Raw genomic sequence first — 25,518 nt, forward strand, 5'->3', positions numbered from 1 at the left:
ACGCCCGGACGTGGGTGTGCCAGCGGGCCGAGGCCCTATCCATCCCACCGACGACCAACACCCGGCCAGCCCTTGCGGCCTGCCGCCCACGCGGGTAGGTTATTGAAACGTCTCAAAGAAAGCGTTTTCCCAACTCTTTAGGTGGAATGGATCATGACTCAGGATGCCCCGATCGCGTGGATCGATGGTGAACCGCCCGCAGGACTCAGCGGCGGCACAACATGGGGAATGCCGTTCCAGCGCGGCACCGTCGCGGACGCGGAACACCTCACCGTCCGCGACTCAAGCGGCAGCGCCGTCAACGTCCAAGCCTGGCCACTCGCCACCTGGCCCGATGGTTCGCTCAAGTGGGCGGGCATCGCCCTGGGAGCAACGGAAAACCCCGCGCCTGCTTACAGCGTCTCCACCAAGCCAACGGGCACACCCAACCCAACGTCAACGCACGACGACGGCCCGGCAGCCGCCGTCGAACCTTCACCGGAAGTGACGGTCACCGAAACTGAAAAATCGGTCACCGTCTCCACGGGCACTCTCGAAATGGTCATCCCCAAGCGCGGCGAAACACTGTTCAGCGAGCTCCGTCGCGGCGGTAATGCTGTAGCGAAGGACGCGCGGCTGGTGAGTCTCCTGCAGAACGGCGTGCAAGAAGGTCCGGGCAGCACTACGCGCGAGGCCTACGCCAGCCGCGTCTCACGTGTGACGGTGGAACAGCGCGGACCCGTTCGGGCAGTAGCCCGCATCGAAGGGCAACACCGCGCCAAGGAAGGCAGCAAAGAATGGCTCCCCTTCACCGTTCGCTTCTACTTCTACGCAGGCGCCCGTAGCGTCAGGATGGTGCACTCGTTCATCTGGGACGGCGACGCGGAGGAGGACTTCCTGGCCGGGTTGGGCGTGGAGTTCACCGTGCCTCTGCAGAGCGAACCACATAACCGCCACATCCGGATTGCCGGTGCTGACGGCGGATTCCTGGTGGAAGCAGTCCGCGGCCTGACTGGTCTGCGGCGGGATCCGGGCGAGGCGGTGCGTGCCGCCCAGGTTGCTGGCCAGGCCACCCCGCCGCTCACCGAGTGGAGCCCACTGGTCTCCGAACGCCTCCACCTCATCCCACGTTGGAACGACTACACCCTCACCCAACTTTCTGCTGACGGCTTCGAGCTGCGCAAACGGACGGCGCCCGGCCACGGATGGGTGGGCATTTCCGGCGGAACCCGGTCAGCTGGTTTCTGTTCGCTGAGCGATCCACGCGGCGGTTTCGGCATCGGGGTGAGGGACTTTTGGCAGTCCCACCCCGGCCAACTGGACATTCGCGGCGCCGCAACAAGCAATGCAACATTGACCGCATGGCTCTACTCCCCCGAAGCCCAGCCCATGGACCTCCGCTTCTACCACGACGGCCTGGGCCAGGACACGTTCGAGGACCAGCTTGAGGGCTTGGAAATCACGTACGAGGATTACGAACCCGGGTTCGGCAATCCCACCGGGATCGCCCGAACACACGAGCTGACGCTGTTCGCCTACGACGCCACGCCGTCCACGGAGAGCCTCGCCGTCGACGCCCAGGCTGCGTCCACTCCCCCGCTGCTGCAACCCTCACCGGAGTACCTTCACAAAGCCGGCGTCTTTGGTGACTGGGCTCCCGTGGACCGCAGCACGCAGGCCCGGGCGGAGCTCGAAGACAAGCTGGACTTCCTGTTCGACTTCTATCAGGGCCAGACCGAGCAACGCCGCTGGTACGGGTTCTGGAACTACGGGGACGTGATGCACACCTACGACGCTGACCGGCATGTGTGGCGCTACGACGTGGGCGGCTACGCGTGGGACAACTCCGAGCTCTCACCCGACCTCTGGCTTTGGTACATGTACCTCCGCACTGGCCGCGCAGACGTGTTCCGCTACGCCGAGGCCATGACCCGCCACACCGGCGAGGTGGACGTCTACCACCTGGGACCCTGGCGCGGCCTGGGCTCCCGGCACAACGTTCAGCACTGGGGTTGCAGCGCCAAGCAGTTGCGCATCAGCACCCCGGCCTACCGGCGCTTCTACTACTACCTGACCGCCGACGAACGCACCGGCGACCTCCTCACCGAGCTCGTGGACAGCGATCGGAACTTCCTGGGCTTGGACCCTGTCCGCAAGGTAAGGCCCGACGCCGATACTTACCGCCCGGACCGCGGCGCCTTGGGCGTCGGGCTCGGTACCGATTGGGGTTCCCTTGCCGCTACGTGGCTCACCGACTGGGAGCGCACGGGCAATCCACGCTCCCGCGACCGGCTCCTGGGAACCATGACCGATATCGGGAAACTGAAGTACGGCTTCCTGACCGGAGAGGCGCTCTACGACCTTGATGCGGGAAGGTTCGACGTCGGCAGGGAAGCCATCAGCGTCTCCCACCTGAGCGCCGTGTTCGGTTTGGTGGAAATCTGCAGCGAACTGATCAGCCTGGTGCCGGACAAGGACTTCGAAAGAGCATGGATGCAGTATTGCCGCCTGTTCCTGGCCACCCCGGAGGAACAGACCGCCGAAGTCGGCCAACCCCTGGCCGGCATCTATCTCACCCAGGCCCACAGCCGCCTCACGGCCTACGCCGCAGCGAAGCTGGGCTCTCCGGACCTGGCATCCTTGGCATGGGATAGCTTTGCCGAAGGCGGAGAAAACCTGAACCACGCCGAGGCATTCACGCTCAAGAAAATCCTGCCACCGTATGTGCTTCAGCCCGTGGACGAGGCCCCTACGGTGTCGACCAATGACACCGCCCAGTTCGGACTGGCAGTCATCCAGAACCTGGCCCTCATCGGCGACCGGCTACCGACGTCCACTGCGGCCCCGAAGGAGGTGCCGGCGTCGTAATTCCCGCGGAGGTGACGCTAGGAAGTTGACCGCGGATGCATGATCCGCATCTGGTCCCAGGTCCGCTCCGACGCGGCGATGTTGAGGTTGGAGCGTTCACGGTCCAGGGATGCGAGTTCGACGGCGATCGCCTGGACCGCGGTGACCGCACCTGTCAGGGAGGGGAAGAAACCTGCGCCTTCGGTGGGCACCACAATCCTGTGGTCCGCGTGCACTGCCACCGGTGATCCCGCACTGTCGGTGATGGAAACTATGGGCGTGCCCAGGTTGTGGGCGATGTCCACGGCCCTCATGGTGCTGTCGTAAACGCGCCAGAGGCTGATGGCGATAACCAGGTCCTCGGCCCCGAGCCGGGCAATGGCGTTGGTGAGGGCGGCAACGTCGGCATCCAGGAGCCGCACGTTGTAGCCGGCAATGATGGCGTTGTGCTCCAGCGCCTTGCCGGGAATGGCGTAGCTGCCTGCCGCGACGATGAATGTCTGCCGCGCTCCAGCAATCGCCTTCGCAATTTCATGAATGGTGTCGGCGTCCAATGTGCGCTCAAAGTGGGCCAAATTAGCCCGATCCGTGGACACCGCAGCCTGTGCAGGACTACTGATGTGGCCGTTGTGTTCGGCCGCCACTTCCACGGCACTGAGCGACGCCAGGAAGCGCGATCTGAGCTCAAATTGGAAATCAACCCAGCCCTTGAATCCCAGTGTTTGCGCGGTTCTGGTGACCGTGGAGGCATTGGAGGCAGCTACTGCGGCGATGTCGCTGACGGAGCCGTACGAGGCAAGCCGCGGCTGGGACCGGAGGATGCCGATGACCTGCATTTGCCGCGCAGCGAGCTTCCGTCCCTGGACGCGATCGTCCAGCCACTCGGTCATCGTTGACGAGTCGAAATCTTCTTCCACCTATTGACCTACCTCACACTTTGGCCGTAACTTCGATACATCACTTCTGCACAGACTTGTGCATATTCCTCAAAATGTACAACTTGGCCCACTTTGGCAGGAATCACCATGTCTCTCACAGCACGCCTGGATCGTCTGGCTCTCAGTCGACCACACTACAAGCTTCTCCTCATCGGAGGCCTCGGCTACTCTTTCGACGGCATGGACGGGGCAGTGGTTGCTTTCCTGCTCCCGCGCATCCAGGAACTGTGGGGCCTCAGCACCGCCAGCCTCGGACTGGTAGGCTCGGCGGCCCCCTTCGGCTTCTTCTTCGGCGCGATCCTGTCCGGCTGGATGGGCGACCGCTTCGGCCGCAAGAAGGTCATGCTGTGGGCTCTCGCGTTCTACTGCCTCATGTCGATCATCGCGGCGATGGCCCCGAACTTCGAAATCTTCCTGATTGCACGAATCTTTGCAGGACTGGGCGCAGGCGCGGAAAGCGTGATCATCGCGCCGTTCCTTTCAGAGTTCATTCCCCCAAAGCGCCGCGGCTGGTTCATCGGAACCCTTGCCGGCTTCTTCTCCTTCGGCTTTGTCGCAGCAGCATTGATAGGCCGATTCGTGGTTCCCATGGGCGAGGACGGCTGGCGCTGGGCCCAGGTCCTTACCGCCATCCCCATCCTCCTCCTGCTCTGGTGGCGCCGTGGACTGCCCGAATCACCCCGCTTCCTGATCAGCCGGGGGCGCGTCGCGGAGGCGACGGCGGTAGTGGAACGCTTCGAGCAGAGCGTTGTGAAAGCCACTGGCAAGGAACTCGCACCCCTGGAACCCGGTACTGAAGAGATCACCAAGCACGAGCAGAAAATCAGCGTCTGGAATGCCCTGAAGTTCATGTGGTCCAAGGCGATGCGTCGCCGGACAGCGGTGATCTGGCTGATCTGGTTCGTGATCACGTTCTCCTATTACGGCTTCTTCTCCTGGATCCCCACGCTGCTGGTCGGCCGCGGCATCACGGTCACCAAGAGCTTCGAGTTCTCGATCCTGATCTACCTTGCACAGATTCCCGGGTATTTCTCCGCCGCCTGGTTGTGCGACCGGATCGACCGCAAGAACACCATCGCCCTCTACTTGGCGGGATCGGCCATCAGCGCCTTCTGGCTAAGCCAGTCCAACGATTCCGGCATGATCCTGCTGGCCGCCGCAACGTTGTCCTTCTTCCTCAACGGCACCTACGCCGGCGTCTATGCCTACACCCCGGAGCTCTTCCCCACCTGGATGCGCGCTACGGGCGTTGGCCTGGCCAGTGCCGTCGGCCGCATCGGCAGCATCCTGGCACCGTCCATCATCGGCATTTTCGCAGCCTCACTCGGCTTCGGCGGCGTGTTCACCATGACCACGGTGGTCCTGACCATCGGCGTCCTGGGCGTCGTGATCTTCGGGGCTTCCACGGCCGGCAAGTCCCTGGAGGACATCAACGCACGCGCCGAGCATGACGCAGCGCCAGACAACCACGCAGGAACGGTCACCAAATGAGCTTCATGAAATCGGACACTACTTTCCAGCAGGCCTTCGATGCGCTGCAGCAGGACCCAGGCGTCGTCCTCTTCACGGCCCTTCAATGGATCCCCCAGCGCTCCAGCCTCAAGCGCCTCTTCACAAGCCACCCCGCAGAATATCCGGTGGGCGGCGAGAAGACGGTGGAGATCTCCCCCGGCTGGCTCGGAACCGTCATCGAGGACAAGAAGCCGTTCCTCGCGGCAGACCTGGAGGCGCTCAAGGAAGTCTTTGCCGACTCCGGGCTCATCCAACAGCTCGGCTGCGGGGCCGTGATCAACGTTCCCGTCCTCGATTCGGACAGCAACGTGGCGGGCGTCCTTGCCCTCCTCGACGCAGAAGGCAAGTACACGCAGCAAAGCGTGGACACCGCCGTCGGCCTCGTCAACGCAAACCAGGCAGAACTTGTCCAGGCCTTCGAAGCCCATCCCACTGAAGTCGAAGTCCCCGAATCCACTGAAGCACCTGCGAAGGACACCGTTTAACATGAGCTCCACACCCCTCGTTATACGCAACGCCAGCGTCCTGGACGTCGACGCAGGCACGTACTCGACCGCCGACGTCGTCAGCGTTGACGGAAAGATCAGCAGCGTCGGGCCGAACGCCGACGCTCCGGAAGGTGCGCGGGTGATCGATGGCACCGGCAGGTTCGTCATCCCGGGCCTGATTGACGCCCACGTCCACGTGGTGGCTTCCAGCGCCGACTTCCGCTCCCTCACCTACACACCGGCGTCGTATGTCTATGCGCAAACGGCCCGCATCATGGGCGAGATGCTCCGCCGCGGCTTCACCACTGTCCGCGACCTCTCAGGGGCCGACTTTGGCCTGGCGATGGCCCAGGAAGAAGGGCTCCTGGAGGGTCCGAAGATCCACTTCTGCGGCCACGCGCTGAGCCAGACCGGCGGCCACGGCGACATGCGCCTCCCAGGCGAAGACCATGACCCCAATGGCCGCGGCTGCTGCGGAATAGGTCGCGTGGCCGACGGCGTGGATGCCGTCCGCGCGGCCGCCAGGGATGAGATCCGCAAGGGCGCCCACCACATCAAGATCATGGCATCTGGCGGGGTCTCGTCACCTACTGACCGCATCGACTCCACCCAGTACTCCATGGAGGAAATGCGCGCAGCAGTGGAAGAAGCCCAGGCCGCCAACCGCTACGTCGCCGCCCACGCGTACACTGCACGCGCCATCAACCGCGCACTGGAAGCTGGTGTCCGCTCGATTGAACACGGCAACCTGCTGGACGACGAAAGCCTGAAGTTGTTCCTCGAAAAGGACGCCTTCCTGGTTCCCACCCTGGTCACCTACTGGGCGCTCAAGGAAGAGGGCAAGGAGTTTGGGCTCACGGAAGAAATGTGGGGCAAGGTGGACTCGGTGCTCACCAGCGGCCTCGAGGCAATTGCCCGAGCTCACGAGGCCGGTGTGAAAATGGCCTTCGGTTCCGACCTTCTGGGTGGAATGCATCGCCATCAGAACGAACAGTTCAGGCTGCTCGGCAAAGTCCAGCCGGCTATCGCCGCCATCCGGGCAGCAACCACGACGGCGGCCCAGCTGCTTGAGCGCGAAGGTGAACTTGGCGTGGTCGCACCTGGCGCGGACGCGGACATGCTGGTCCTGGATGCGGATCCGGTGGCAGATATTTCCGTGCTTGCCGACATCTCCGAGCATCTGGAACACCTCATCCAGAACGGCCGCGAGATCTCCTAGTTCCTGCGTCACCGGGGCGGAAAGACCTGTTATTCCCCTTCGAAAAGCTCGATAATGTAAGCATGCTGATGAATATCGAATCGAGCAGGAGGAGGATATTGTGACCACGAAAGTAGACAAGACAATCATGGTCAACGTTCCGATCAGTACGGCCTACAGGCAGTGGACCCAGTTCGAAGAATTCCCGCATTTCATGGGCGGAGTCGAACGGGTGACGCGGCTTGGCGATGACCGCCTGGAATGGGTCGCCGAAATCGCGGGCGTCCACCGCAAGTGGGAAGCAAAGATCGTCCAGCAGGACGTCAACCGGGCCGTGGCATGGGCCGCCGTCGAGGGTGTCAAGAACGCAGGATGGGTGGAGTTCAAGGAAGCCGGACCCAGCCAGACGTCCCTGCACCTGTCCTTGGAATACGAACCCCACGGCGTCCTGGAATTCCTTGGGGACAAGTTGCACGTTGTTGAGAGGCAGGCTGAGTCAGACTTGAAGAAGTTCAAGGAGTACATCGAAAAGCAAGCACCGGAAACTGCGTCGACTGCCGGGACCACCACGGCCACACATACCACCGGGACAACGACAAGCACCACCGCCGCCCCGGAGACGCCGATCGTCGATCCTGTCACCCACCCCTTCGACCAGACGAATGGGCTGGCCGATGACGACGGCGACTCAGACGGGAGCGCGGAAAGCGATACCCGCAGCGCCGCTGAACGTGGCGACGACGATGGACGGGGCGGAGGCTTCATCCCGCCCATGGGCGGCCTGCCGGGACAGCGGTAGTCCAGCCCACCACAAAGCCGCCCGGGTCGCGTTGACCTAGGCGGCTTTGTAGTTTGGGCTACTTCTTGCCGGTATAGACGACGGCGGGCATCGCCGGAGCCTGCATGCCCTCACCGATGAAGCATCCCACCCCCTTCAACCCAACCCTCACTCACATCCCACCCCCTTCCGCCCAACCCTCGCTCACTTCCCGACCAACCCTCGTTCACTGGTCATCCCGTGTGACGGTGGATTGCGCGGCATTGAGCAACATTGACTCCCGTTGAGCGGGGTGACGGAGCCGCTTGGGCGCAAGCACCCGGCTCCGTAGTGTCGTGCCATGCCGAAGCCTTCAGTCACTCCCCTGTCCGTCCTAGACCTCAGCCCGGTGTCGGCCGGACAGACACCCGGCGAGGCGTTACACGGCACGCTGGGCCTGGCCGCTGCTGCCGAGGCTTCCGGTTACTCGCGGTACTGGCTGGCCGAGCACCATCTCAACAGTGGGGTTGCCGGTTCGGCCCCACATGTCCTGGCCGGATTGGTAGCGTCGGCCACCAAGACCATCCGCGTGGGGACGGCAGCCACCCTGCTGGGGAACTACCGGCCACTTCAAATTGCCGAGAGCATCGGAACCCTGGCCGCAGTGTTCCCTGACCGCTTGGATCTGGGTTTCGGACGCTCCGGCCCGCCAAAGTCTTCAAGCGAGCCAGCTCCGGGCGTGGTACCCGCCGGCTCAGTCGAGGAAACAGACCGGGTGGTCGGTGGGCTCCTGGTCCCGGCTCCGCTTCCGATCTTCGGCGCCGTGTTGCCCAGGAAGTTCCGGCTTCAAAGTGAACTGCTGGGCCGCTTCCCGGGGGACACGGACAACTTCGAAAGCGATATCCAGGACATCATCGGATTCTTCACCGGGGAATACCGGACACAACACGGGGAGGAGGTCACGGCGACGCCGGCTTTGGGCCAGTCACCCCAGTTTTGGATTCACGGCACCACCGCCGGACCCAGTGCCCGGCTGGCCGGGAAGCTCGGCCTTCCCTTCGGGGCCAATTACCACGTGGCACCTGCCGGCGTGCTGGACTCCATCGCCGAGTACCGTGCTCACTTTGAGCCTTCCGCCACTTTGCACGAACCCCATGTGATCGTCTCCGCGGACGTGCTGGTGGCCGCCGACGAACGCCAGGCCAAGCGGCTCGCCCGCGGTTATGGTCAGTGGGTTCATGGGATACGGAGCGGTCAGGGCGCCATTCCCTACCCCTCGCCGGAGGATGCCCTGGAAGGGGATTTGGATGCCGAAGCCCTGGCCTTGGTCAAGGACCGGTTGGATACCAGGTTCGTCGGCTCACCGGACCAGGTCAGCGAGCAGCTCCAGACACTGCAGCGCGTTACGGGCGCACAGGAGCTGCTGATCACCAGCATTGCCCACGACCCCGCAGACCGAGTGAACTCCTACCAGTTGCTCGCCGAAGCCTGGGGTCTTTAGCTTTTTCGATTTCCACTCACCAACAAAGGAGCACATATGTCCATCGAAACCACAGTTGAGGAAAGCACAGCCCAGGAAGACACCCAGCTGGTCACCGCTGCGGAAGCGGCCAAGCTCATTGACGAGGGCGCGCTGCTGATCGATGTCCGCAGTGAGGGTGGTCGCGCCAGCACCGGCGCGGTCCCCGGAGCCGTAGTTGTCAACCGCGAGCATGTGGAGGAGGACTTCAGCCCGGAGTCCGCCCACCGCTTGCCCCAACTGACCGGGACCCAGCAGAAGATCGTTATTTTCTGCGGTTCAGTGAACGGATCACGTCCCGTCGCGGAGAAACTCAAAGTCCTGGGCTACGACCACGCCGTACACGTCGACGGCGGCTTCCCGGCCCTGCGCGACGCCGGCGTACCCACCACCGCCCCCGCCGCACCGCCGACTGACCCTGCTTAGGCGTCCACCGATTCGGTGACTTCCGGGCGCTGGCTGCCACCCGCCGTCGTGCCCGGCGTTACTGGGCCGGCCACGTTCGATTCCGTTGCCGTCGTCGTGCTTTCCTTGAGGGAAATCACGACGACGGCACTTTCGTTTGCGGGGCGCCGCCCCTCACGGAGCTGGTCCCTTCCGCCAGCCAACAGCGCGACGCCCAGCAGGATGCAGCATCCCTTTCCCAGGGGACCGAACTCCTCGGACCTGTGACGGCGGAATGTGAGAGAGGGTCAGCCCCAAACAGGCGGAACGCGAAAGAGGGTCAGGGGTGGAGGAGTCCCGCGCGGGCGTTGGCTTGGGCGGCACGCAGCTCCTCCGGGCTCCGGCCCTGCTCCCGGTGCGCCACTTCCTGCTTCAACTGCGGGATCACGTGTTGTCCGAACTCGATGGCGTCCGGAACGAAGTCGTAGCCGCGGAGGCCGAAGATCTCGAAACCGAGGTCGTGGTAGTCCAGGATCGCCTGGGTGACGGTGTCGTAGGAGCCGACCAACGCCGTCGCGCTTCCTCCTCCGCCGCCGGCCGCCTTGGCGAGGGCGGTCCACAGGGCGCGATCGTGTAGGTCGCCGCGTTCGGCGGCGGCCAGGAGCCGTTGGGTTCCCGCTGCTTCAGCCTTCGCCGCGTAGTGCCGGACGGGGTCGATGACCTCGCCAGCGGAACGCCGGGCCTGGAACCTGCCCAGGATGGCGTGCGCTTTGTCCCAGGCAAGCTCGTCGGTGGGGGCAATAATCGGCCGGAAGGCGATCTGCCAGCGCAACGGTTCAGCGCGCCCCAAAGCAGCGGCGCGCGAAAGGATCTGCTCCTGCTGCCCGGCGGCGTCGGCCAAGGGTTCCCCAAACAACGCATAAATGTCGGCCTCGGCTGCGCCCACAGCCCAGGCAGCCTCGGACGATCCGCCGAACGACATGCCCGGCCGCTTTCCCTGGAATGGCTCCAACCCCGAGGCGAAGTTCTCGAACCGGTAATGCTCCCCGTTCCAATCGAACGAATCCCCCGACCACGCCCGCCGTACGATTTGCATGTACTCCTGCGTCCGGCCGTACCGGTCATCCTTGGCAAGGAAATCGCCTTCGCGGGCCTGATCCGCTTGGCTCCCGCCGGTGATGAAGTGGATTGTCAGCCGGCCTTGCGCGATGTGGTCGAGCGTGAGGAAAGAGCGCGCCGCGAACGTTGGGTGCGAAACGTTGGGCCGGTGTGCCAACCTCAACTGGATTCGCTCGGTATGAGCGGCGACCCACGCGGCATGGACAGAGGGATCCTGCGTGGCCGAGTTGTAGGCAAACAGGACGTGGTCCCAGTTGTTGTCCTCGTGGATCCGCGCGATCTTCGCAGCGTAAGAAGGGTCGAAGAAGGGCGTGGTGGCCGGCGAGGTCTCCGTGGAGTCGTTGCCGGCACCCATGCCGAGGAATTCGATAGGCATAAAGGATCTCCAAAGAAACTTAGCGGCGAAGGATGCGCTGGGCCAGGAAGTTGCCCAGCAGCTGCGCGGCCTGCACCATGACGATGATGATCAGGACGGTCACCAGCGTGACTTCCCAGTTGAACTGCTGATAGCCGTACATGATGGCGAAGTTGCCCAGCCCGCCGCCACCGATGTACCCGGCCATCGCGGACATATCCACGATCGCGATGATCATGAACGTGTAGCCAAGGATCAGCGGTGCCAGCGACTCTGGAATCACCACTGACCACAGGATGTGCAACCTGCTGTCGCCCATGGCGCGGGCGGCTTCCACCACGCCGGGGTCGGAGGCCACCAGGTTTTGCTCCACCACGCGTCCAATCACGACGCCGGCCATCAACGCCATGGGCAGGATAGCCGCGGTGGTTCCAATGGTGGTTCCCATGATGATCAGCGTCAGGGGTGCGATGGCCGTGATGAAGATGATGAACGGGATGGGCCGGATGATGTTCACCAGGAAGTTCAGGAACGAAAACACGGCCTTGTTGGCGAACAGGTTTCCCGGCCTGGTGGCATAGAGCGTGACCCCCAGCGCCAGCCCGGCAATGCCGCTGAGCAGGACCGTGATGACCACCATGTAGATGGTCTGTTGAAAAGACTCGCCCAGGACGGGCAGAAGGGTTGTCCAGTCGGTCATGGCTATTCTCCGGCGTTCGCGGGGACAGGTGCTGGAAGGTGCGGGACGGCACTTTCGGTGGGTGCCGCCGTCGGAAGTTGGCGTTCGACGGCGGTGACCTCACCTAAGTCGGCGAGCGCGGCGTCAATCGCGGCGTCGCTGCCAGTGAGCTCGTAGGTGAGTGTGCCGAGGATCTTGTTCTGGATTTCGGTGACGCCGCCGAACACCACGCTGGAGCCAACCCCGTGGCTCTCGAAAGTTGCGGCAACCAGAGGGGTGGGCGCTGCCTCGGAGATGCCGATGGAGACGAGCCTGCCGGGATGGGCTGCCGCGAGTCTGCTGACGGTGTCGGGTTCCGGTGTGCCGTGTACCGCCGTGGATACGAAGCGCTGGGTGGACGCACTTTGGGGGTCGGCGAACACCGTGTACGTTGGCCCGGCTTCCACCACACGGCCGGATTCCATCATCACTACGGTGTCGCAGATTTCGCGGACCACGTGCATTTCGTGGGTGATGACCACAACAGTGGTTCCGAGTTCTTTGTTGATCCGGCGGAGCAAGCGGAGGACGTCCCGGGTGGTCTCGGGGTCCAATGCGCTGGTGGCTTCGTCTGCCAGCAGGATGTCCGGGGCGTTCGCCAGCGCCCGGGCGATGCCCACCCGTTGCTGTTGCCCGCCGGAAAGCCGCCGGGGGTAGGAGCCGGCTTTGTCCGCGATGCCCACGAACTCGAGCAACTCTTCAACGCGCGGCTTGATTTTGTCCTTCGGCCAACCGGCCACTTTCAGCGGATAGGCGACGTTCCCGAAAACGGTGCGGGACTTGAGCAGATTGAACTGCTGGAAGATCATGCCGATGCCGGCGCGCACTTTGCGCAGCTGGCCTTCGGGGAGCGACGAGATGTCCTGTCCCTTGACGAAAACCTGGCCTTCGGTGGGGCGTTCCAGGCCGTTGAGCAGACGCACCAGAGTGGATTTCCCGGCTCCGGAGTACCCGACGATGCCCACCACGGTGCCCTCTTCGATGTCCAAAGTGACATCGTCCACGGCCCGCACGGGTTCAATGCGCTGGGCGCGTTTGCTTCCTTGGACCGGGAACAGCTTGCTGACTCCGCGCAGGGAAACGATCGCGCTCACCGGAGCCTCCTTCTGGGTTGTTTGGATCCCCATTCCAGCAGCGCCCAGGGCCGGTCATCGAACCCAATGACCCCCTGTGACCTGCGGTTTCTTTCCTTAACGGCGCGCGTCGGAGTGTTGCGGGAGCGTTCGATTCCCAGCGGCCGCCCTGCCTAGCGTGAGGCAGGGGGAACACCCCGTACCTTCCATTCGCATCAATACCCTTTGTACGGAGAAGCATCATGAAGAACCGCTTGTTAGTCGCCGCCGTCGGCCTGGTCGCCGCCCTATCGCTCTCGGCATGCGGGGGTGCTTCAAGTGGTTCCACGACGTCCGGGAACACCAAGGTAGTGATCGGCGTGGACGACGGCGCCGAAGAGCACTGGACCATTCTGAAGAACAAACTCAAGGACCAGGGCATCGACCTTGAGGTTAAGAACTTCACTGATGGTGCGCAGATCAACACGGCAACCCAGCAGGGCCAAGTGGACATCAACCTGTTCCAGCACCTGAAGTACCTGTCCCAGTTCAACGTCAACAGCAACGGCACGCTGGTCCCTGTTGGTGCCACAGCCGTCTACCCGCTGGCCTTGTACTCAGAGAAGTTCAAGTCTGTGGAAGAGCTGCCCGCCGACGCCGAGGTTGTGATCCCGAACAACCCCACCAACCAGGCACGCGCCCTGCTGAACCTTCAGACAGCAGGCCTGTTGCAGCTCAAGGACGGCGGCAACTCGCTCTCCACACCTGCTGAAATCACGTCGAGCAAGATCAAGGTTGTCCCGGTGGACAGCAACCAGACGGTCAATGCGCTCAAGGGAACAACGGACGCTGCCGTAGTCAACAACACGCAGGCCCAGAAGGGCGGCCTGGGCGACGAGAAGATCATCTTCAAGGAAGACCTGAACTCGGAGTCCTTGGCACCGTACATCAATGGCTTCGTGGTGAAGGCCGACCGTAAGGACGATCCCACGTGGAAGAAGATCGTTGACGCGTACCACACGCCTGAAGTTGAAGCCTCAGTCACCAAGCTCAACGACGGCAATCTTCAGTTCAAAGCTGATTGGACTGCTGCCAAGCTGCAGGAAGTCCTCACCGTCGAAGAAGAAGCCATCAAGAAGACCAAGTAGTTGTTGGCGGGTGCCCGTCCAAGGGCGCCCGCCACCCCCACCCTTCCAACAGCACCGAACAGGCCCATGAACCAGACACTCGCCCGCGAACGCCAGCAGATCCACTTCTTCGCCTACCTTGTGGGCACCGGCATCCATTTGGCTTCATGGCGCCACGAAACAGCCTTTCCCCAGGCCAGCATCGACTTCGCGCACCAGGTAAAGCTCGCCAGGACAGCCGAAGACGCCAAGTTCGACGCGATCTTCCTGGGCGACTCCCTGGCGATCGACGAAACATCCAACCCGGGCATCCTGAATCGCTTCGACCCCATCGGCCTGGTCACGGCCCTAGGTGCGGTCACCAGCAACATCGGCCTCATCGCCACCTCGTCCACGTCGTACGACGAGCCCTTCAACTTTGCCCGGGCTGCCCTCACCGCGGACCACATCAGCGGTGGCCGCGTCGGCTGGAACATCGTCACCACGCGCGACCTCACCAACAGCACGGCGGGCAATTTCAGCGCCGGTGAGCACTTCGACCACAGCCTCCGGTACCGCCGCGCTGAAGAGTTCGTTGAGGTGACCCAAGGCCTCTGGAATTCCTGGGACACGGACGCTTTCCTCTATGACAAGGACAACGGCCGGTTCTTCGACCGCCACAAACTCCGCCGCCTGGAGTACAAGGGCGAGTTCTTCAAGGTGGCAGGTCCGCTCAACATTGGGCCATCACCGCAGCATTCCCCGTTGCTGGCCCAGGCGGGCACTTCCGTTCCAGGCCAACAGCTGGGAGCGCGCTTCGCCAACGCCCTTTTCGCCAGCCACCCTGATATCCCGCAGGCGCGCCAATACCGGGATTCAATCCGCGCCCAAGCAAAGGCGTTCGGCCGGAATCCGGACGAACTCTATGTCTACCAAGCCATCTCGCCGGTAGTGGCAGACACCCGAGACGAGGCCTTGGCAAGAATCCGGGAGTTGGACAACCTGATCACCGACCTGCAGGTCCTGGACTTCCTTCAGGAGTATTTCGCGGGCCAGTTGGACTTCACTGGCCTCGCCGCTGACGCCACCGTGGCCCAGTCCGGCATCCCCACCATCGCACAGCCCCGGACCGATTTCCGTTCCGCCGGTGAACAGATCAGTGGACGTGAAGACGAGGTCACGCTCAAGGACCTCTACTCAATCCTCACAGGCGACAAACGGAACCACGACTTCATCGGCACCCCGCAGCACGTGGCCGACTCCTTGGAACGCTGGCACGCAGAAGGCGCAGCCGACGGCTTCAACCTCATGTTCTCGCTCCTCCCCCAGGACCTGGAGCGCTTCGCCGAGGGCGTCATTCCGCTGCTCCAGGAACGCGGCCTGGCGCGCACTGAGTACGCCGGCACCACCCTGAAATCGCACCTCGGACTCGATCCGCAGCCGAAAGGACAACCATGACCACCACACCAACCGTCGCCACCGGCACCCACGTGATACGCCAGGCGCGCCCCGAAGAGTACGACGCCGTGGGGCGGCTGACGTACGAAGGCTTCGGTCATCATCTCCCAGGCGCGCATCAGCCTGACGAACAGCGGCTGGAGCTTTTGCTCAATGCCGCGGCGCGGGCCCGCGAAGGCGTGCTACTGGTGGCCGAAGACGTGGAAACCGGGCGTCTGGTGGGCACAGCCAGCCTGCTGCCCTTTGGCTCACACCTCAGCCGGCAGGCCGAAGAAGGCGAGGTGGAGTTGCGGTTACTGGCAGTGCACCCGGACGCGCGCAGGACAGGCCTTGGCCAGAAACTCCTGGACGAATCCGCCCGCCTTGCCACGGCACGGGGTGCCGTGCGCGTCGTGCTGGACACCGCCGTCGACAATGAAACGTCCCAGCGCCTTTACCGTCGCTTGGGCTATGTTCGTCGACCCGAGCGTGAGAAGGAGCGCCCTGCGCCGAAGGTGCAGCTGGTGGTCTACACGCTGGAGCTCCCGCCGGTATAAGGGAGGCACCGGCACTACCCCTACCGCCAGGCACTCCCGCATTCCCAGGAGTAGCGTTCCAATGGAATGGTCCCCTAGGAAAAGGAACATCATGACTACCTGGCTCATCACAGGCTGCTCCACAGGACTCGGCCGGGCCCTTGCCCGAGCAGTCCTCGCAAAAGGCGATAACGCGGTGGTTACCGCCCGCAACACCGATTCGCTGCAGGACCTCGCCGCGGAATTCCCGACGACGGCAATCGCCGTGTCGCTCGACGTCACCGATCAGTCCCAGGTGGACGCGGCGGTTCAGCAGGCCGCGGAGCGTTTCGGCGGCGTGGACGTCCTGGTCAACAACGCCGGCTACGGTTACCGCGCAGCCATCGAAGAAGGCGACGACGCCGACATCCGCGCCTTGTTCGACACCAACGTGTTCGGCCCCGTCGCCATGATCAAGGCCGTCCTTCCGGGGATGCGTTCCAGGCGATCGGGCGCAATCGTGAACATCTCCTCCATCGGCGCCCGGATCTGCCCGCCCGGATCGGGCTATTACTCCGCGTCCAAGGCCGCCCTGGAGGGAATCTCAGGTTCGCTCCACAAGGAACTGCAGCCCCTCGGGATCTCCGTTACAGCTGTGGAACCGGGCGGGTTCCGGACCGATTTCGCCGGCCGCTCGCTCACCCAGTCAGCCGAAGCAATCGCCGACTACGCTGACACGGCCGGGAAACGCCGCAAGGAAAACGACACCGTGCACGGCACCCAGCCGGGCGACCCGGACAAGGCTGCCCAGGTGATAATCAGCGCAGTGGAAGCCGAGCAAACCCCGGCTTTCCTGCTGCTCGGAGCGGACGCTGTATACGCGTACGACGCCGTGGAGGAAGCCATGCGTGCAGAGGTCGACCGTTGGCGGGAACGCAGTGCCAGCACCGGTTACACGGAGTAATGAGCAACGTGTAATCGGTCACACTTGGCCGGATTCGCTTGTCAATCACGGTAGGCAACATGAACCATGAATGAGGGAATTCGTTTCCCATACAAGCTGAATCAGCAATCCTCACCGACGAGGATGCGGCCCCGGGCGAAGAAGCTTGGGGCTGATAACGGCCTGAGTGAAAGTACTGACAATGACGACACATACTGACTCCATCACGCTGAAAATCTGGGACAAGTCGGCCATCGACCACACCATCGATGCCGCCATCCAGTCCCTCTCACACCGCGCCGCCGGCGAAAATTGCGGCATCGCAGTGACGCTCAGCGGACCGAAAACCTTCACGGTCAGCCTGAGCCGCTAAGCAGCCCACAGCAAAAGCAAGAGGACGACGCCGGTACGTGCCGGCGTCGTCCTCTTGCGTTTAAGGCGCCTCCCCAAGCGCGCCAAGAAACGTACAAGTGGTCCCAGACCCCGATTCGTGATGCCTCAAAGGAAGTCCTGAGCAAACCTTGAGTTTTCCTTGACGCTTTGCCTGCGTATTTCTTGCGTTGGCGTTGGAACTCTAAATGAGTCAACGCTTCAACGCTCGAACGGAGGGATCACAATGCTCACGGAAATCATGGTTAGTGCAGACGCACCGGACACGGATGCCACCCCGCGCGGATCCCACCGTGCCGCTGGCGGAGTAGTAACAGTCCTGGTCCCGGCCCACAACGAGTCGGCCGGCATCACCGAGACGCTGCTGTCCCTGAACAACCAGACCCGCCGCCCGGACCGCATCATCGTGGTGGCCGACAACTGCACCGATGACACCGAGACTCTCGCGCTCGCCCAAGGCGTCGAGGTCATGCGGACCGTCGGCAACAAGGACAAGAAGGCCGGTGCCCTGAACTTCGCGCTCAGCGAGTTGCTTCCGGACGCCGACCCTGAAGATCTGGTCCTGGTCCAGGATGCCGACTCGCAGTTGGCCCTCGACTTCATCGAAAACGCCACCGACAACCTGCTCACCGATGAACTGCTCGGCGCAGTTGGCGGCGTGTTCAGCGGCGGCCCCGGCGGTGGCTTCGTAGGCCACCTCCAACGCAACGAGTACGCCCGCTACGCCAGGGACGTCAAGCGCCTCCACGGCAAATGCCTGGTGGTGACCGGAACGGCTGCACTGTTCAGGGTCAAGACGTTGCGTGATGTTGTCGCAGCCCGTCTGGCGGGCACCCTGCCTCCAGGCAACGGCAAGGGTGGCGTCTACGACACGTCGGTCCTCACCGAAGACAACGAGCTCTCCTTCGCCCTGCTGACCCTCGGGTACCGCATCGCTTCGCCGTCCAACTGCACGCTGGTCACGGAGGTCATGCCCACATGGCGTGAACTCTGGGCGCAGCGGCTCCGCTGGAAGCGTGGCGCGGTGGAAAACTGCGTGCAGTACGGGTGGACCAAAATCACCAGGCCGTATTGGGGACGCCAGTTCCTGTCCATGATCGGTGTCCTGGTGACCCTGGCCTACTTCGGCTCCATCATTTTTGCTTTGACCACCGGAATGGGCCTGAACCTCCAGCCATTCTGGATCGCAGTCACCGGCATCTTCGTCCTGGAGCGCATCGTCACACTGCGCTTCCGGGGCTGGAGGTACATGCTGCTGGCCGCAACCATGTACGAAACCGTCATCGATATCTTCCTCCAGGCCGTGCACGCCAAGGCCTACCTGGATGCAGCCCTCAACCGTAAGAAAGTTTGGTAATCACTGATGTACAACAACCCAGCAGGACCCGCAGCAGGCGCTTTCGTAGGTGCCACTGGCTCAGGAACGCTCGCCATGACAGGCGCAGGCGATCTGTTTTGGTTCGCCCTGGCTGCCTTCGCAATGCTCGCCCTGGGCCTCGCCATCAAGCGGATCGTCCCAGTCCGTGCCGAGAAGAAGGCCTAGCCGCTTCTCCCCAAAGCCCAACAGGCCCGCAGGTGTGTCGCTTTCCCCCCAGCGCGACACAACTGCGGGCCTGTTGTTTTAACGCTCAGGCCACAACCGCTGTGCTGGCGGATGTCTTGGCCGCCGTGGTGTAACCAGGATTGGTGCCGGTGACTTTCACACTCATCGTGTCGGCCTGGTCAGCGCTCACCAGCGTGTAGGTTTTGGCCGTTGCCCCCGAAATCGCCACCCCTGACCGATACCACTGGTACGTCAGGGTGGTTCCTGAGGTCCACGTGCCCGTATTGGCTGTCAGTGTGGAGCCCACGGTCAACGTCCCAGTGATGGTCGGAACCGGCGCCACCAGGGTGCCTGCGCCCACTGTTGCCGTTGGCGCGGACTCCTTGGTTGTTGTTGCGTACCCGGCTTTGGTTCCGGTGACCCGAACAGTCAATTTGGTGCCTTGGTCTGCCGCGGCCAGGACGCGGGTTGCGTTCGTGGCGCCTGCAATCGCCACTCCATTCCGGTACCACTGATAAGTCAGTGCGGTGCCCGTGGTCCACGTTCCCGGCGCGGCCGTCAACGTTGAACCCACCGCTGCCGATCCGGTCACCGTAGGAGTCGGAGCGGTCAGCGGGATACCCGGGACAAAGGAGAAATCGCGGATGGTGACGGACTCAGGTGCAACACCTGCTGCGTCTCCTCCGCCACCGCCGGTCACCCAAAGGTTGAAGTGGATCTGCTCCTTGGCAGGAAGCGGAACCGTGGAGCCCTGGAGGACGGTCTTCTTCAGCAGCGTTCCGGTGTAGCCCTCGCCTGCGAATGTCTCAAAAGTGATCTTGCCCGGCTCCCACACCATCCTGTGCGTGAGAATCGGAGCGTTGGTGACATCGAACGTGACAGTGTTGTTGCCCTGCCCTGGAGGCTGGGTGGCATCGAACCAGTAGCCATGCCCCTGCGTTACCGGCCAGTTTTCGCCGTAAGCCGCACCGCCACCCCACGCCGACGCTTCACAAAGATCAATTTCCGTGTACCCAGGCTCCGCCGCGGGGTCGTACGTGAACAGGCAACCCCACACGACTTCCTTCTGCAGCGCGCTGACATCCTTCTCCACCGTGGTGCTGTAGGTGCCGTAGCCAAAGCCTTCGCGGGTGGACTGGAACTCCGCGCCCTTGGGAGCGGTCCCTGTGGGGTTGGTGATGGAGAGCTTGACGTAGCCGTTGGCGTCAGGATTGCTCACATTGTTGGCGTCCCAGCTGGCGTTGTACATGGGCGCCCCACCCCAGAAACGCTTTTGCCAGTTGAATCCTTTCCACGTAAAACTGCCCACTGGCCCGGGGTCGTCAGCCATCGGCGTGGTATCGGCGGCGTTTGAGGGGCTCATGCCCGTGAACATCGATAAACCTACCGCCGCAATGACGGCCAATCCCATTGCTTTTCTTCCCCCATGTGGAAGGAGCTTCACTGACAATGCCATAGCTGTGTCCTCCTGCTGATGCGCCCAGAAATGCCTCCGGCAATTGCCGGAGGCCGCCGTGACGTTCCACCCCCGAGGAACGTGCAACTCCTCGATTATCGATTAGGCAGGGTCCTGTCGGAAGCGAAATGGGCCAGCAAAATCGGCGTTACCACATCAATTGGATAACGGCGGGACTTCGCACTGCCCTTGCCGCTCCTTTCCGGGGACATCTCCGCCGCGTCACGATCACTCGTTTGCCCGCACTAACCAAGTGACAGGACACATGCCTTGTTGCAGTAAGACATGGACATTCGATCGGAGACTCATCCAATGACAAGCAGCAGCGGTACCGCTGGGCCCTGCCCGGATACGCCCAACGAAGCCCAGGGTGAGCTGTACTCCGCCGAAGATCAGACACCACGCATCGGGAACACCCAAACCACTACATGCTGACCTCGAGCACAATCTCTCCAAAGCAGCCCATGAACGCCCAGGACCAACTCGAGACACCCATGCTGCGGGTTCGAATCCGGAAGCAGTCCAGAACCTCGAAGCTGTTCCGACACCCTTTGTGGGTTGCCAGTCTGGTGGGCTTGCTGGCCTTGGTGTTCCGGGTGACCGGGGTGGAGCGGGCCAACGACGTTTTCATCGACGAAGTGACTTACGCCGATCTTGCCAGGCAATTGGCGGCCGGACAGATACCCTCAACGTCAGGCTCTCCCTTTTTCCTGCATCCTCCCGGCTCCTATGCGCTCAATGCCTTGGTGATCCGCATCATGGGCCTCGACGGGCATCCCATGGACCTGGCCCTCCAATTGCGCTGGTTCAACGCGTTCCTGGGTGTGGGCACCGTTGTTGTCTGCTTCCTGCTGGTCCGCCGCCTGGTAGGGCTGGGGCCCGCGACGGTGGCAGGCATCATCCTGGCCAGCGACCCCTTTGTGCTCCGCATGGACGGGCGGTTGATGATGGAGACGCCCACCGGTTTAGCGGTCCTGTCCGGTTGGCTGCTGGTCCTGCTGCTGCTCAAGCGCGAAAGGGGACGCACTCGGCTGTTGCTTGAAATAGCGGCAGGGCTGGTCTTTGGACTGGCAATCGTCATGAAAGACATGACGGCGGTATTTACAGTGGTCCCGTTGCTCGCCGCCGTGCCTTGGCGGCGAACAGTTCCTCCGCTGACTGCCCTGCGGATTGTTGGTTGTTCCGTGGTTCCCTACCTCATCTATTTGAGCCTGATCACTGCAGGCGGGCTGCTCCCCCAGTTCCTGGAACAAAAGTCCGTGGGTGTCCTAAGAATGGCCGGCGTGGTTCAGATGACTGGATTCAATGCCGTCCCTGGCGTCGGCCTGGTGGATCGGCTTGTAGACCTGATGGGGCGGTTCGGGACAAGCTACGTGCTCCTGGGGTTGTCCATCGTGGCCGGCGGGCTGGCCGCGGCATCCCGCGGGTGGAACGACGCATTATTGGCTTGTTCTCATTGATCACAGGCCTGGTGGGCGTCTACTCCGTGTTTTTCGGTGCCGCTGAGGAACAGTTCGGCTATTGCGTGGTGCTGGCGGCCTTGGTTTCAACGCCTGTAGCCGCCGTGATGGTCGTGACGTGGCGGCCCCGCCTGCGGGGTGTCGTCGCCGCCGTCGTGGTCGTCATGACGGGCCTGGGCCTGTTTCTCGGTGTTCAGGCAAGGTCAGTGGTTGACGATGGGCTTGTCCGTGCGCGCGCCTTCATGAATACGGAACTACCTCCGTCCGCGATAGTAGGGCTAACGTCCGTCACCGGTGAGTTCGCGCTGTTGCCGCACGAGGGCTGGGAGGTCTTGCCGTCCTTGCAGTCGTTGCAGGACCGGAACGCGGAGTATGTCCTGACCCAGGGCAGGCAACTGGGTCAGGGTTACGGCTACGCGTCGCCGGCGTTCCTGGACTGGCTGCAGAACAATGCCCAGCCGGTCTTCACCTTCTCCGGGCCCACGTCCGGGGACACCGTCGTGTGGAAACTGGACCGCGACAAGCTGGACGCCGCTGTGGCCGGAGGGATGACACTGCCACCGGTGACCGGCGGATACCCATGAGGCGCGTTAGCCTCTTGACCTTCCTGGCATTGATGATCCTGGGCTCAACCGTTGGCTGCTCGGTCGGAACCGGGCGCGTCAGCCCAGCCCCGATGGCTTTCGGCGTCCTGGGTTCGAGCTGTTCGCCCGACAGGCTGGCGGCGCTGCGGACGGCCGGGGTTTCCGTGGTGGAGCTGCCACTGGCGTGGGACCGCTACGAGCCGGTCGAGGGCCGGGTGGATTCACGTTACGTTGCCGAGGTGCAGTCGCGGTTGAACGCGTGTCGTCAGGCCGGCATGGGAGTGGTCCTGTCCCCGGGCCTTCACTATGCGCCCAACTGGGTCAGGCGCCTGGCCGGCGGTGTCTTGAAGGGAAGCTCCGGAGGCGTGGCCCGGCACGGCGGGGCTGAGTTGATCTTCAGTGCCGCAACACGGGACGCCGCCCAACGATACTTGGCCCGCGTCGCGTCGGACCTGGGGCTCGAGCACATTACGGCGATAAGGGTTGGTACGGACGCCAGCGGTGAACTGGGATATCCGGGGCCCGAGGACGGCGGAAATGAAGGCGAGTTCTGGGCCTTTGGAGACGCTCCCCAACTCGGGATCGGACTGGCTGAAGGAGTGTCGCGGTCGCCCATGCCGGGTTGGGTTCCAGGCTCCCGGTCCTGGAACGGACGGTTAGTGACCCCCGAGCAGGTCCGGAACTGGTGGGACTGGTACACGCGGTCCGCTGTGGACGCGGTGGTGTGGCAGGTGGGCGTGCTGCGGAAGCTCGGCTACGAAGGGCTGATTCACGTCCCGGTGGCGGGCCGGGGAGCTTTGCCCGCCGACGTGGTGCAAGCTGTCGACGGACGCCTCGATGGGCGCGCCAACCCGGACGGCGCCCTGGAACGCGGTCTTGACTACGTTGCCCAGTTCGCTGTCTTGGCGGCGTTGCCTGGCGTGGCTATCGACTTCACCGGCTTGGACGACGTCTCTGATGTGTGGGCACGCGCGGCCGATCCACCGCAGGACCGCTGCCGCCCGGGCGACGAAACGGGTGTGGTCCGGGACGACGTCTCTGAGTGGTCGTCCCACAGATATACGAGCGCATTGGCACGGCGATCAGGGCTCGGGTTGGTTGGTGAAAATCCAGGCCCTCCCGATGCGCCGTTCACCGGTGGTTCGCCGCTCTCACACAGCCTTGCTGACCAGTTGCGCCTTGCGCCGGAGTACGCGGCGGAGTGTGGGATGACCATGTTCCTGTTCGGTTTCGAAGAGGACCTTTTCAGGAGGAAGAGCCGCGCCGGAAACGGGGTCGGCGTGGATGACTACGGCAGGATGATCCAGCAGCTTCGGGCAGACGGACGCTGACGCAGCCCATGGCCCGGGGCCACGCATCCGGTAGGCTCGTTTTCTGACCTTGGACGCCCTGGATGGTTCGAAGGGAAACATGGCAATTCGCAGCGCAGGCATACTTCTTTACCGGCAGCCACCGTCTGGTCTGCTGGAACTTTGGATAGCCCACATGGGCGGCCCATTCTGGTCACGGAAAGACCAGCACGCGTGGTCCATTCCCAAGGGCGAATTCCCTGACGATGAAGACGCCTTGGTCGCAGCAAAACGGGAATTTACGGAAGAAATAGGTTCCCCTCCCCCATCCGTGGACTACGAATTATTGGGAGTTTTTCGCCAGCCCTCCGGCAAACTCATCACCGCTTTTGCCGCCGAAGCCGCGGAATTTCAACCGGACAAAATTGTCAGCAACACCTTTCCCATGGAGTGGCCAAAAGGCTCAGGGGACATCAAAGATTTCCCTGAGATTGATGACGCGCGCTGGTTTGATGAAGCCACTGCCAGGACCAAGCTGGTCAAGGGGCAACTGCCCATCGTTGACGCGCTGGTCCGTCAGCTAGCGTTAAGGGGTGACGACTGAATACAGGTACGACGTCGAGGTGCTGCACCTTTTGGTGTCGCCGGCGCATGCCTACTTCGGCCGTGCCCGGGAGGGCGCCGCGGATGTCCCCACTGATGATGCCGCTCACGCCGAACTAGTCTCCGGCAAGGGGATTGTTGGAGACAGGTTCTTCGGCAAAGCCGCTCACATGGACGCAGCTGTGACGCTCTTCCCGGTGGAGGCGCTGGAGTCGATCGCGGCCGAACTCGACGCCGGGCCTTTTGATCCGTTGCTGACGCGCCGCAATGTTGTGCTCAGGGGTGCCGAGCTGGCGCCCTTGCTCGGCCACGAGTTCACCCTGGAGTCCTGCGGTGATGCGGTGCGGTTGAAAGCCGGCCGGCCGGCCCACCCCTGTGCTTGGATGGACGAAATGCTCGCCCCAGGTGCCCACAAAGCGATGCGCGGGCGTGGTGGTGTGCGATGCCAAGTGGTTTCCGGTGGAATGCTTCATCGCGGGCCCGCGGTACTGGTTAGCCCGGTTCCCCTGGACCCAGCCAAGGCCGGAGATGCGAACGTGCTGCGACCGTCACGCTTGCCCTAGGAAGCAAGACACCCAATCATCAGGTTGCTGTCTTTCCAGGTTTGTCCCGCATAGGGTGATCAGATGGGTACATTGAGCAGCAGGGTGCAAGGAATGGCCGGGGCCACCTTTGCCGGCCTTTTCAGGGCCATCAAGGTGGCCCGCCCGCACCGTCCCATCCATCCGACGGGCATCCACCTGGTGGGAACGCTGAAGAGGGATCCAGGGCAGCGCAGGTCGTCGGACATCCCGTGGCTGGACGATTCAGGGACCAACTCGGTGAATGCGCGGCTGTCGCGTTCGATCGGATTGCCCGACGCCCTGCCTGACATCATTGGCCTGGCCATACGCTTCACGGAGCAGGGCAAGCAGGCCGACATGTTGCTGGCTACCACCGGCCCCACAGGAATCGGCAGGTTCATCCTCCGGCTCCGACGCAACGCCGCATCCGCCGTGTTCTCCAGCATGATGCCCTACAAATCGGACTCCGGACCGGTCCTGATAGCAGCACGCACCATTGAAGGACCTGGGAAGTTGCCCGTGGAACCCAGGGCGTTCCGTGCGGCTCTTGGACGTGGGCCGTGGACACTGGAGCTCCATCACGCCAGCCCCTTGGGTCCCTGGTGCCGCTTTGGGACGTTGACGCTCACCGTGGCTGATCACGGCCAGGATTCGGACGAGCGTTTCGATCCGGTCCTCAACCCCCTCCCCGGCGCAGGGACGTACGACTGGACACGACGGCTCCGCGAACCGTCGTACGCGTTGGCCCGACAACTGGGCTGAG

Annotated in this window: 26 protein-coding genes; 20 read left to right on the plus strand and 6 right to left on the minus strand. The window is 63.1% G+C overall.

Annotated elements, in window-relative coordinates:
- Window positions 1-153 precede the first annotated feature (153 nt).
- A complete protein-coding gene (locus AC5RU9_RS18445; protein WP_494017579.1) occupies window positions 154-2,847 on the plus strand; it encodes an exo-rhamnogalacturonan lyase family protein in 2,694 nt (897 codons plus the stop codon).
- 17 nt (window positions 2,848-2,864) lie between these two features.
- Here AC5RU9_RS18445 and AC5RU9_RS18450 read toward each other — a convergent pair whose 3' ends face one another.
- Window positions 2,865-3,743, minus strand: coding sequence for a MurR/RpiR family transcriptional regulator (locus AC5RU9_RS18450; protein ID WP_494017580.1), 879 nt, complete (start codon window positions 3,741-3,743; stop codon window positions 2,865-2,867).
- 108 nt (window positions 3,744-3,851) lie between these two features.
- Here AC5RU9_RS18450 and AC5RU9_RS18455 point away from each other — a divergent pair, with 108 nt between their 5' ends.
- From AC5RU9_RS18455 to AC5RU9_RS18480, 6 genes are all read left to right on the plus strand, one after another.
- Window positions 3,852-5,255 (plus strand): MFS transporter, encoded by a 1,404-nt coding sequence (locus AC5RU9_RS18455; protein ID WP_494017581.1) that lies wholly within the window; start codon window positions 3,852-3,854, stop codon window positions 5,253-5,255.
- Window positions 5,252-5,761, plus strand: coding sequence for a GAF domain-containing protein (locus tag AC5RU9_RS18460; protein WP_494017582.1), 510 nt, complete (start codon window positions 5,252-5,254; stop codon window positions 5,759-5,761). Before AC5RU9_RS18455 ends, AC5RU9_RS18460 begins: the two co-directional genes overlap by 4 nt.
- A gap of 1 nt (window position 5,762) precedes the next feature.
- Window positions 5,763-6,983 (plus strand): metal-dependent hydrolase family protein, encoded by a 1,221-nt coding sequence (locus tag AC5RU9_RS18465; protein WP_494017583.1) that lies wholly within the window; start codon window positions 5,763-5,765, stop codon window positions 6,981-6,983.
- A 100-nt stretch (window positions 6,984-7,083) separates the two neighbouring features.
- A complete protein-coding gene (locus AC5RU9_RS18470; protein WP_494017584.1) occupies window positions 7,084-7,761 on the plus strand; it encodes an SRPBCC family protein in 678 nt (225 codons plus the stop codon).
- 319 nt (window positions 7,762-8,080) lie between these two features.
- The gene (locus AC5RU9_RS18475; protein ID WP_494017585.1) at window positions 8,081-9,220 is read left to right on the plus strand and encodes an LLM class flavin-dependent oxidoreductase; all 1,140 of its coding nucleotides are present in this window, start codon (window positions 8,081-8,083) and stop codon (window positions 9,218-9,220) included.
- Between the two features lie 36 nt (window positions 9,221-9,256).
- Window positions 9,257-9,664, plus strand: coding sequence for a rhodanese-like domain-containing protein (locus AC5RU9_RS18480; protein WP_494017586.1), 408 nt, complete (start codon window positions 9,257-9,259; stop codon window positions 9,662-9,664).
- On the opposite strand, the gene AC5RU9_RS18485 is transcribed toward AC5RU9_RS18480, so the two are convergent.
- From AC5RU9_RS18485 to AC5RU9_RS18500, 4 genes are all read right to left on the minus strand, one after another.
- A complete protein-coding gene (locus AC5RU9_RS18485) occupies window positions 9,661-9,783 on the minus strand; it encodes a hypothetical protein (protein WP_494017587.1) in 123 nt (40 codons plus the stop codon). The two genes, AC5RU9_RS18480 and AC5RU9_RS18485, sit on opposite strands and share 4 nt — an antisense overlap.
- 179 nt (window positions 9,784-9,962) lie before the next feature.
- Window positions 9,963-11,117 (minus strand): LLM class flavin-dependent oxidoreductase, encoded by a 1,155-nt coding sequence (locus tag AC5RU9_RS18490; RefSeq protein ID WP_494017588.1) that lies wholly within the window; start codon window positions 11,115-11,117, stop codon window positions 9,963-9,965.
- 19 nt (window positions 11,118-11,136) lie between these two features.
- The gene (locus tag AC5RU9_RS18495; RefSeq protein WP_011776065.1) at window positions 11,137-11,796 is read right to left on the minus strand and encodes a methionine ABC transporter permease; all 660 of its coding nucleotides are present in this window, start codon (window positions 11,794-11,796) and stop codon (window positions 11,137-11,139) included.
- A 2-nt stretch (window positions 11,797-11,798) separates the two neighbouring features.
- Window positions 11,799-12,908 (minus strand): methionine ABC transporter ATP-binding protein, encoded by a 1,110-nt coding sequence (locus AC5RU9_RS18500; RefSeq protein ID WP_494017589.1) that lies wholly within the window; start codon window positions 12,906-12,908, stop codon window positions 11,799-11,801.
- Window positions 12,909-13,129: 221 nt separating this feature from the next.
- On the opposite strand from AC5RU9_RS18500, the gene AC5RU9_RS18505 reads away from it, so the two are divergent.
- The 7 genes from AC5RU9_RS18505 (at window position 13,130) to AC5RU9_RS18535 (ending at window position 18,800) form a co-directional block, all read left to right on the plus strand.
- Window positions 13,130-14,014, plus strand: a complete 885-nt coding sequence (locus AC5RU9_RS18505; RefSeq protein WP_494017590.1) for a MetQ/NlpA family ABC transporter substrate-binding protein — start codon at window positions 13,130-13,132, stop codon at window positions 14,012-14,014.
- A 66-nt stretch (window positions 14,015-14,080) separates the two neighbouring features.
- Window positions 14,081-15,430 (plus strand): LLM class flavin-dependent oxidoreductase, encoded by a 1,350-nt coding sequence (locus AC5RU9_RS18510; RefSeq protein ID WP_494017591.1) that lies wholly within the window; start codon window positions 14,081-14,083, stop codon window positions 15,428-15,430.
- On the plus strand, window positions 15,427-15,966 hold the full coding sequence (locus tag AC5RU9_RS18515) for a GNAT family N-acetyltransferase (protein ID WP_494017592.1): 540 nt from the start codon (window positions 15,427-15,429) through the stop codon (window positions 15,964-15,966). Before AC5RU9_RS18510 ends, AC5RU9_RS18515 begins: the two co-directional genes overlap by 4 nt.
- A gap of 91 nt (window positions 15,967-16,057) precedes the next feature.
- Window positions 16,058-16,888, plus strand: coding sequence for an oxidoreductase (locus AC5RU9_RS18520; RefSeq protein ID WP_494017593.1), 831 nt, complete (start codon window positions 16,058-16,060; stop codon window positions 16,886-16,888).
- 181 nt (window positions 16,889-17,069) lie between these two features.
- Window positions 17,070-17,240, plus strand: a complete 171-nt coding sequence (locus AC5RU9_RS18525; RefSeq protein WP_494017594.1) for a hypothetical protein — start codon at window positions 17,070-17,072, stop codon at window positions 17,238-17,240.
- A 258-nt stretch (window positions 17,241-17,498) separates the two neighbouring features.
- Window positions 17,499-18,614, plus strand: coding sequence for a glycosyltransferase family 2 protein (locus AC5RU9_RS18530; protein WP_494017595.1), 1,116 nt, complete (start codon window positions 17,499-17,501; stop codon window positions 18,612-18,614).
- A 6-nt stretch (window positions 18,615-18,620) separates the two neighbouring features.
- The gene (locus AC5RU9_RS18535) at window positions 18,621-18,800 is read left to right on the plus strand and encodes a hypothetical protein (RefSeq protein WP_211713326.1); all 180 of its coding nucleotides are present in this window, start codon (window positions 18,621-18,623) and stop codon (window positions 18,798-18,800) included.
- A gap of 85 nt (window positions 18,801-18,885) precedes the next feature.
- Here the strand turns inward: AC5RU9_RS18535 and AC5RU9_RS18540 are convergent, their stop codons facing one another.
- Window positions 18,886-20,256 carry a hypothetical protein gene (locus AC5RU9_RS18540; protein ID WP_494017596.1) on the minus strand — a complete coding sequence of 457 codons (1,371 nt, stop codon included), beginning with the start codon at window positions 20,254-20,256 and terminating at the stop codon, window positions 18,886-18,888.
- Between the two features lie 464 nt (window positions 20,257-20,720).
- On the opposite strand from AC5RU9_RS18540, the gene AC5RU9_RS18545 reads away from it, so the two are divergent.
- The 6 genes from AC5RU9_RS18545 (at window position 20,721) to AC5RU9_RS18570 (ending at window position 25,517) form a co-directional block, all read left to right on the plus strand.
- On the plus strand, window positions 20,721-21,716 hold the full coding sequence (locus AC5RU9_RS18545) for an ArnT family glycosyltransferase (RefSeq protein ID WP_494017597.1): 996 nt from the start codon (window positions 20,721-20,723) through the stop codon (window positions 21,714-21,716).
- On the plus strand, window positions 21,704-22,300 hold the full coding sequence (locus AC5RU9_RS18550; RefSeq protein WP_494017598.1) for a hypothetical protein: 597 nt from the start codon (window positions 21,704-21,706) through the stop codon (window positions 22,298-22,300). The genes AC5RU9_RS18545 and AC5RU9_RS18550 overlap by 13 nt, the downstream gene beginning before the upstream one ends.
- Entirely contained in the window at window positions 22,297-23,631 is a 1,335-nt protein-coding gene (locus AC5RU9_RS18555; protein ID WP_494017599.1) for a hypothetical protein, read from the plus strand. Before AC5RU9_RS18550 ends, AC5RU9_RS18555 begins: the two co-directional genes overlap by 4 nt.
- Window positions 23,632-23,710: 79 nt before the next feature.
- A complete protein-coding gene (locus tag AC5RU9_RS18560; protein WP_494017600.1) occupies window positions 23,711-24,193 on the plus strand; it encodes an NUDIX hydrolase in 483 nt (160 codons plus the stop codon).
- Window positions 24,183-24,755, plus strand: a complete 573-nt coding sequence (locus AC5RU9_RS18565; protein ID WP_494017601.1) for an MOSC domain-containing protein — start codon at window positions 24,183-24,185, stop codon at window positions 24,753-24,755. The genes AC5RU9_RS18560 and AC5RU9_RS18565 overlap by 11 nt, the downstream gene beginning before the upstream one ends.
- A gap of 63 nt (window positions 24,756-24,818) precedes the next feature.
- Window positions 24,819-25,517 carry a hypothetical protein gene (locus tag AC5RU9_RS18570; protein WP_494017602.1) on the plus strand — a complete coding sequence of 233 codons (699 nt, stop codon included), beginning with the start codon at window positions 24,819-24,821 and terminating at the stop codon, window positions 25,515-25,517.
- Window position 25,518: the final 1 nt, after the last annotated feature.

This window comes from Arthrobacter sp. B0316-5-4 (assembly GCF_059090325.1).

Coding starts and splice junctions, on each gene's coding strand:
- AC5RU9_RS18445 (WP_494017579.1), top strand. CDS start 154: ATGACTCAGGATGCCCCGATCGCGTGGATCGATGGTGAACCGCCCGCA.
- AC5RU9_RS18455 (WP_494017581.1), top strand. CDS start 3,852: ATGTCTCTCACAGCACGCCTGGATCGTCTGGCTCTCAGTCGACCACAC.
- AC5RU9_RS18460 (WP_494017582.1), top strand. CDS start 5,252: ATGAGCTTCATGAAATCGGACACTACTTTCCAGCAGGCCTTCGATGCG.
- AC5RU9_RS18465 (WP_494017583.1), top strand. CDS start 5,763: ATGAGCTCCACACCCCTCGTTATACGCAACGCCAGCGTCCTGGACGTC.
- AC5RU9_RS18475 (WP_494017585.1), top strand. CDS start 8,081: ATGCCGAAGCCTTCAGTCACTCCCCTGTCCGTCCTAGACCTCAGCCCG.
- AC5RU9_RS18480 (WP_494017586.1), top strand. CDS start 9,257: ATGTCCATCGAAACCACAGTTGAGGAAAGCACAGCCCAGGAAGACACC.
- AC5RU9_RS18490 (WP_494017588.1), bottom strand. CDS start 11,117: ATGCCTATCGAATTCCTCGGCATGGGTGCCGGCAACGACTCCACGGAG.
- AC5RU9_RS18495 (WP_011776065.1), bottom strand. CDS start 11,796: ATGACCGACTGGACAACCCTTCTGCCCGTCCTGGGCGAGTCTTTTCAA.
- AC5RU9_RS18505 (WP_494017590.1), top strand. CDS start 13,130: ATGAAGAACCGCTTGTTAGTCGCCGCCGTCGGCCTGGTCGCCGCCCTA.
- AC5RU9_RS18510 (WP_494017591.1), top strand. CDS start 14,081: ATGAACCAGACACTCGCCCGCGAACGCCAGCAGATCCACTTCTTCGCC.
- AC5RU9_RS18515 (WP_494017592.1), top strand. CDS start 15,427: ATGACCACCACACCAACCGTCGCCACCGGCACCCACGTGATACGCCAG.
- AC5RU9_RS18520 (WP_494017593.1), top strand. CDS start 16,058: ATGACTACCTGGCTCATCACAGGCTGCTCCACAGGACTCGGCCGGGCC.
- AC5RU9_RS18525 (WP_494017594.1), top strand. CDS start 17,070: ATGACGACACATACTGACTCCATCACGCTGAAAATCTGGGACAAGTCG.
- AC5RU9_RS18530 (WP_494017595.1), top strand. CDS start 17,499: ATGGTTAGTGCAGACGCACCGGACACGGATGCCACCCCGCGCGGATCC.
- AC5RU9_RS18535 (WP_211713326.1), top strand. CDS start 18,621: ATGTACAACAACCCAGCAGGACCCGCAGCAGGCGCTTTCGTAGGTGCC.
- AC5RU9_RS18540 (WP_494017596.1), bottom strand. CDS start 20,256: ATGGCATTGTCAGTGAAGCTCCTTCCACATGGGGGAAGAAAAGCAATG.
- AC5RU9_RS18545 (WP_494017597.1), top strand. CDS start 20,721: ATGAACGCCCAGGACCAACTCGAGACACCCATGCTGCGGGTTCGAATC.
- AC5RU9_RS18555 (WP_494017599.1), top strand. CDS start 22,297: ATGAGGCGCGTTAGCCTCTTGACCTTCCTGGCATTGATGATCCTGGGC.
- AC5RU9_RS18560 (WP_494017600.1), top strand. CDS start 23,711: ATGGCAATTCGCAGCGCAGGCATACTTCTTTACCGGCAGCCACCGTCT.
- AC5RU9_RS18570 (WP_494017602.1), top strand. CDS start 24,819: ATGGGTACATTGAGCAGCAGGGTGCAAGGAATGGCCGGGGCCACCTTT.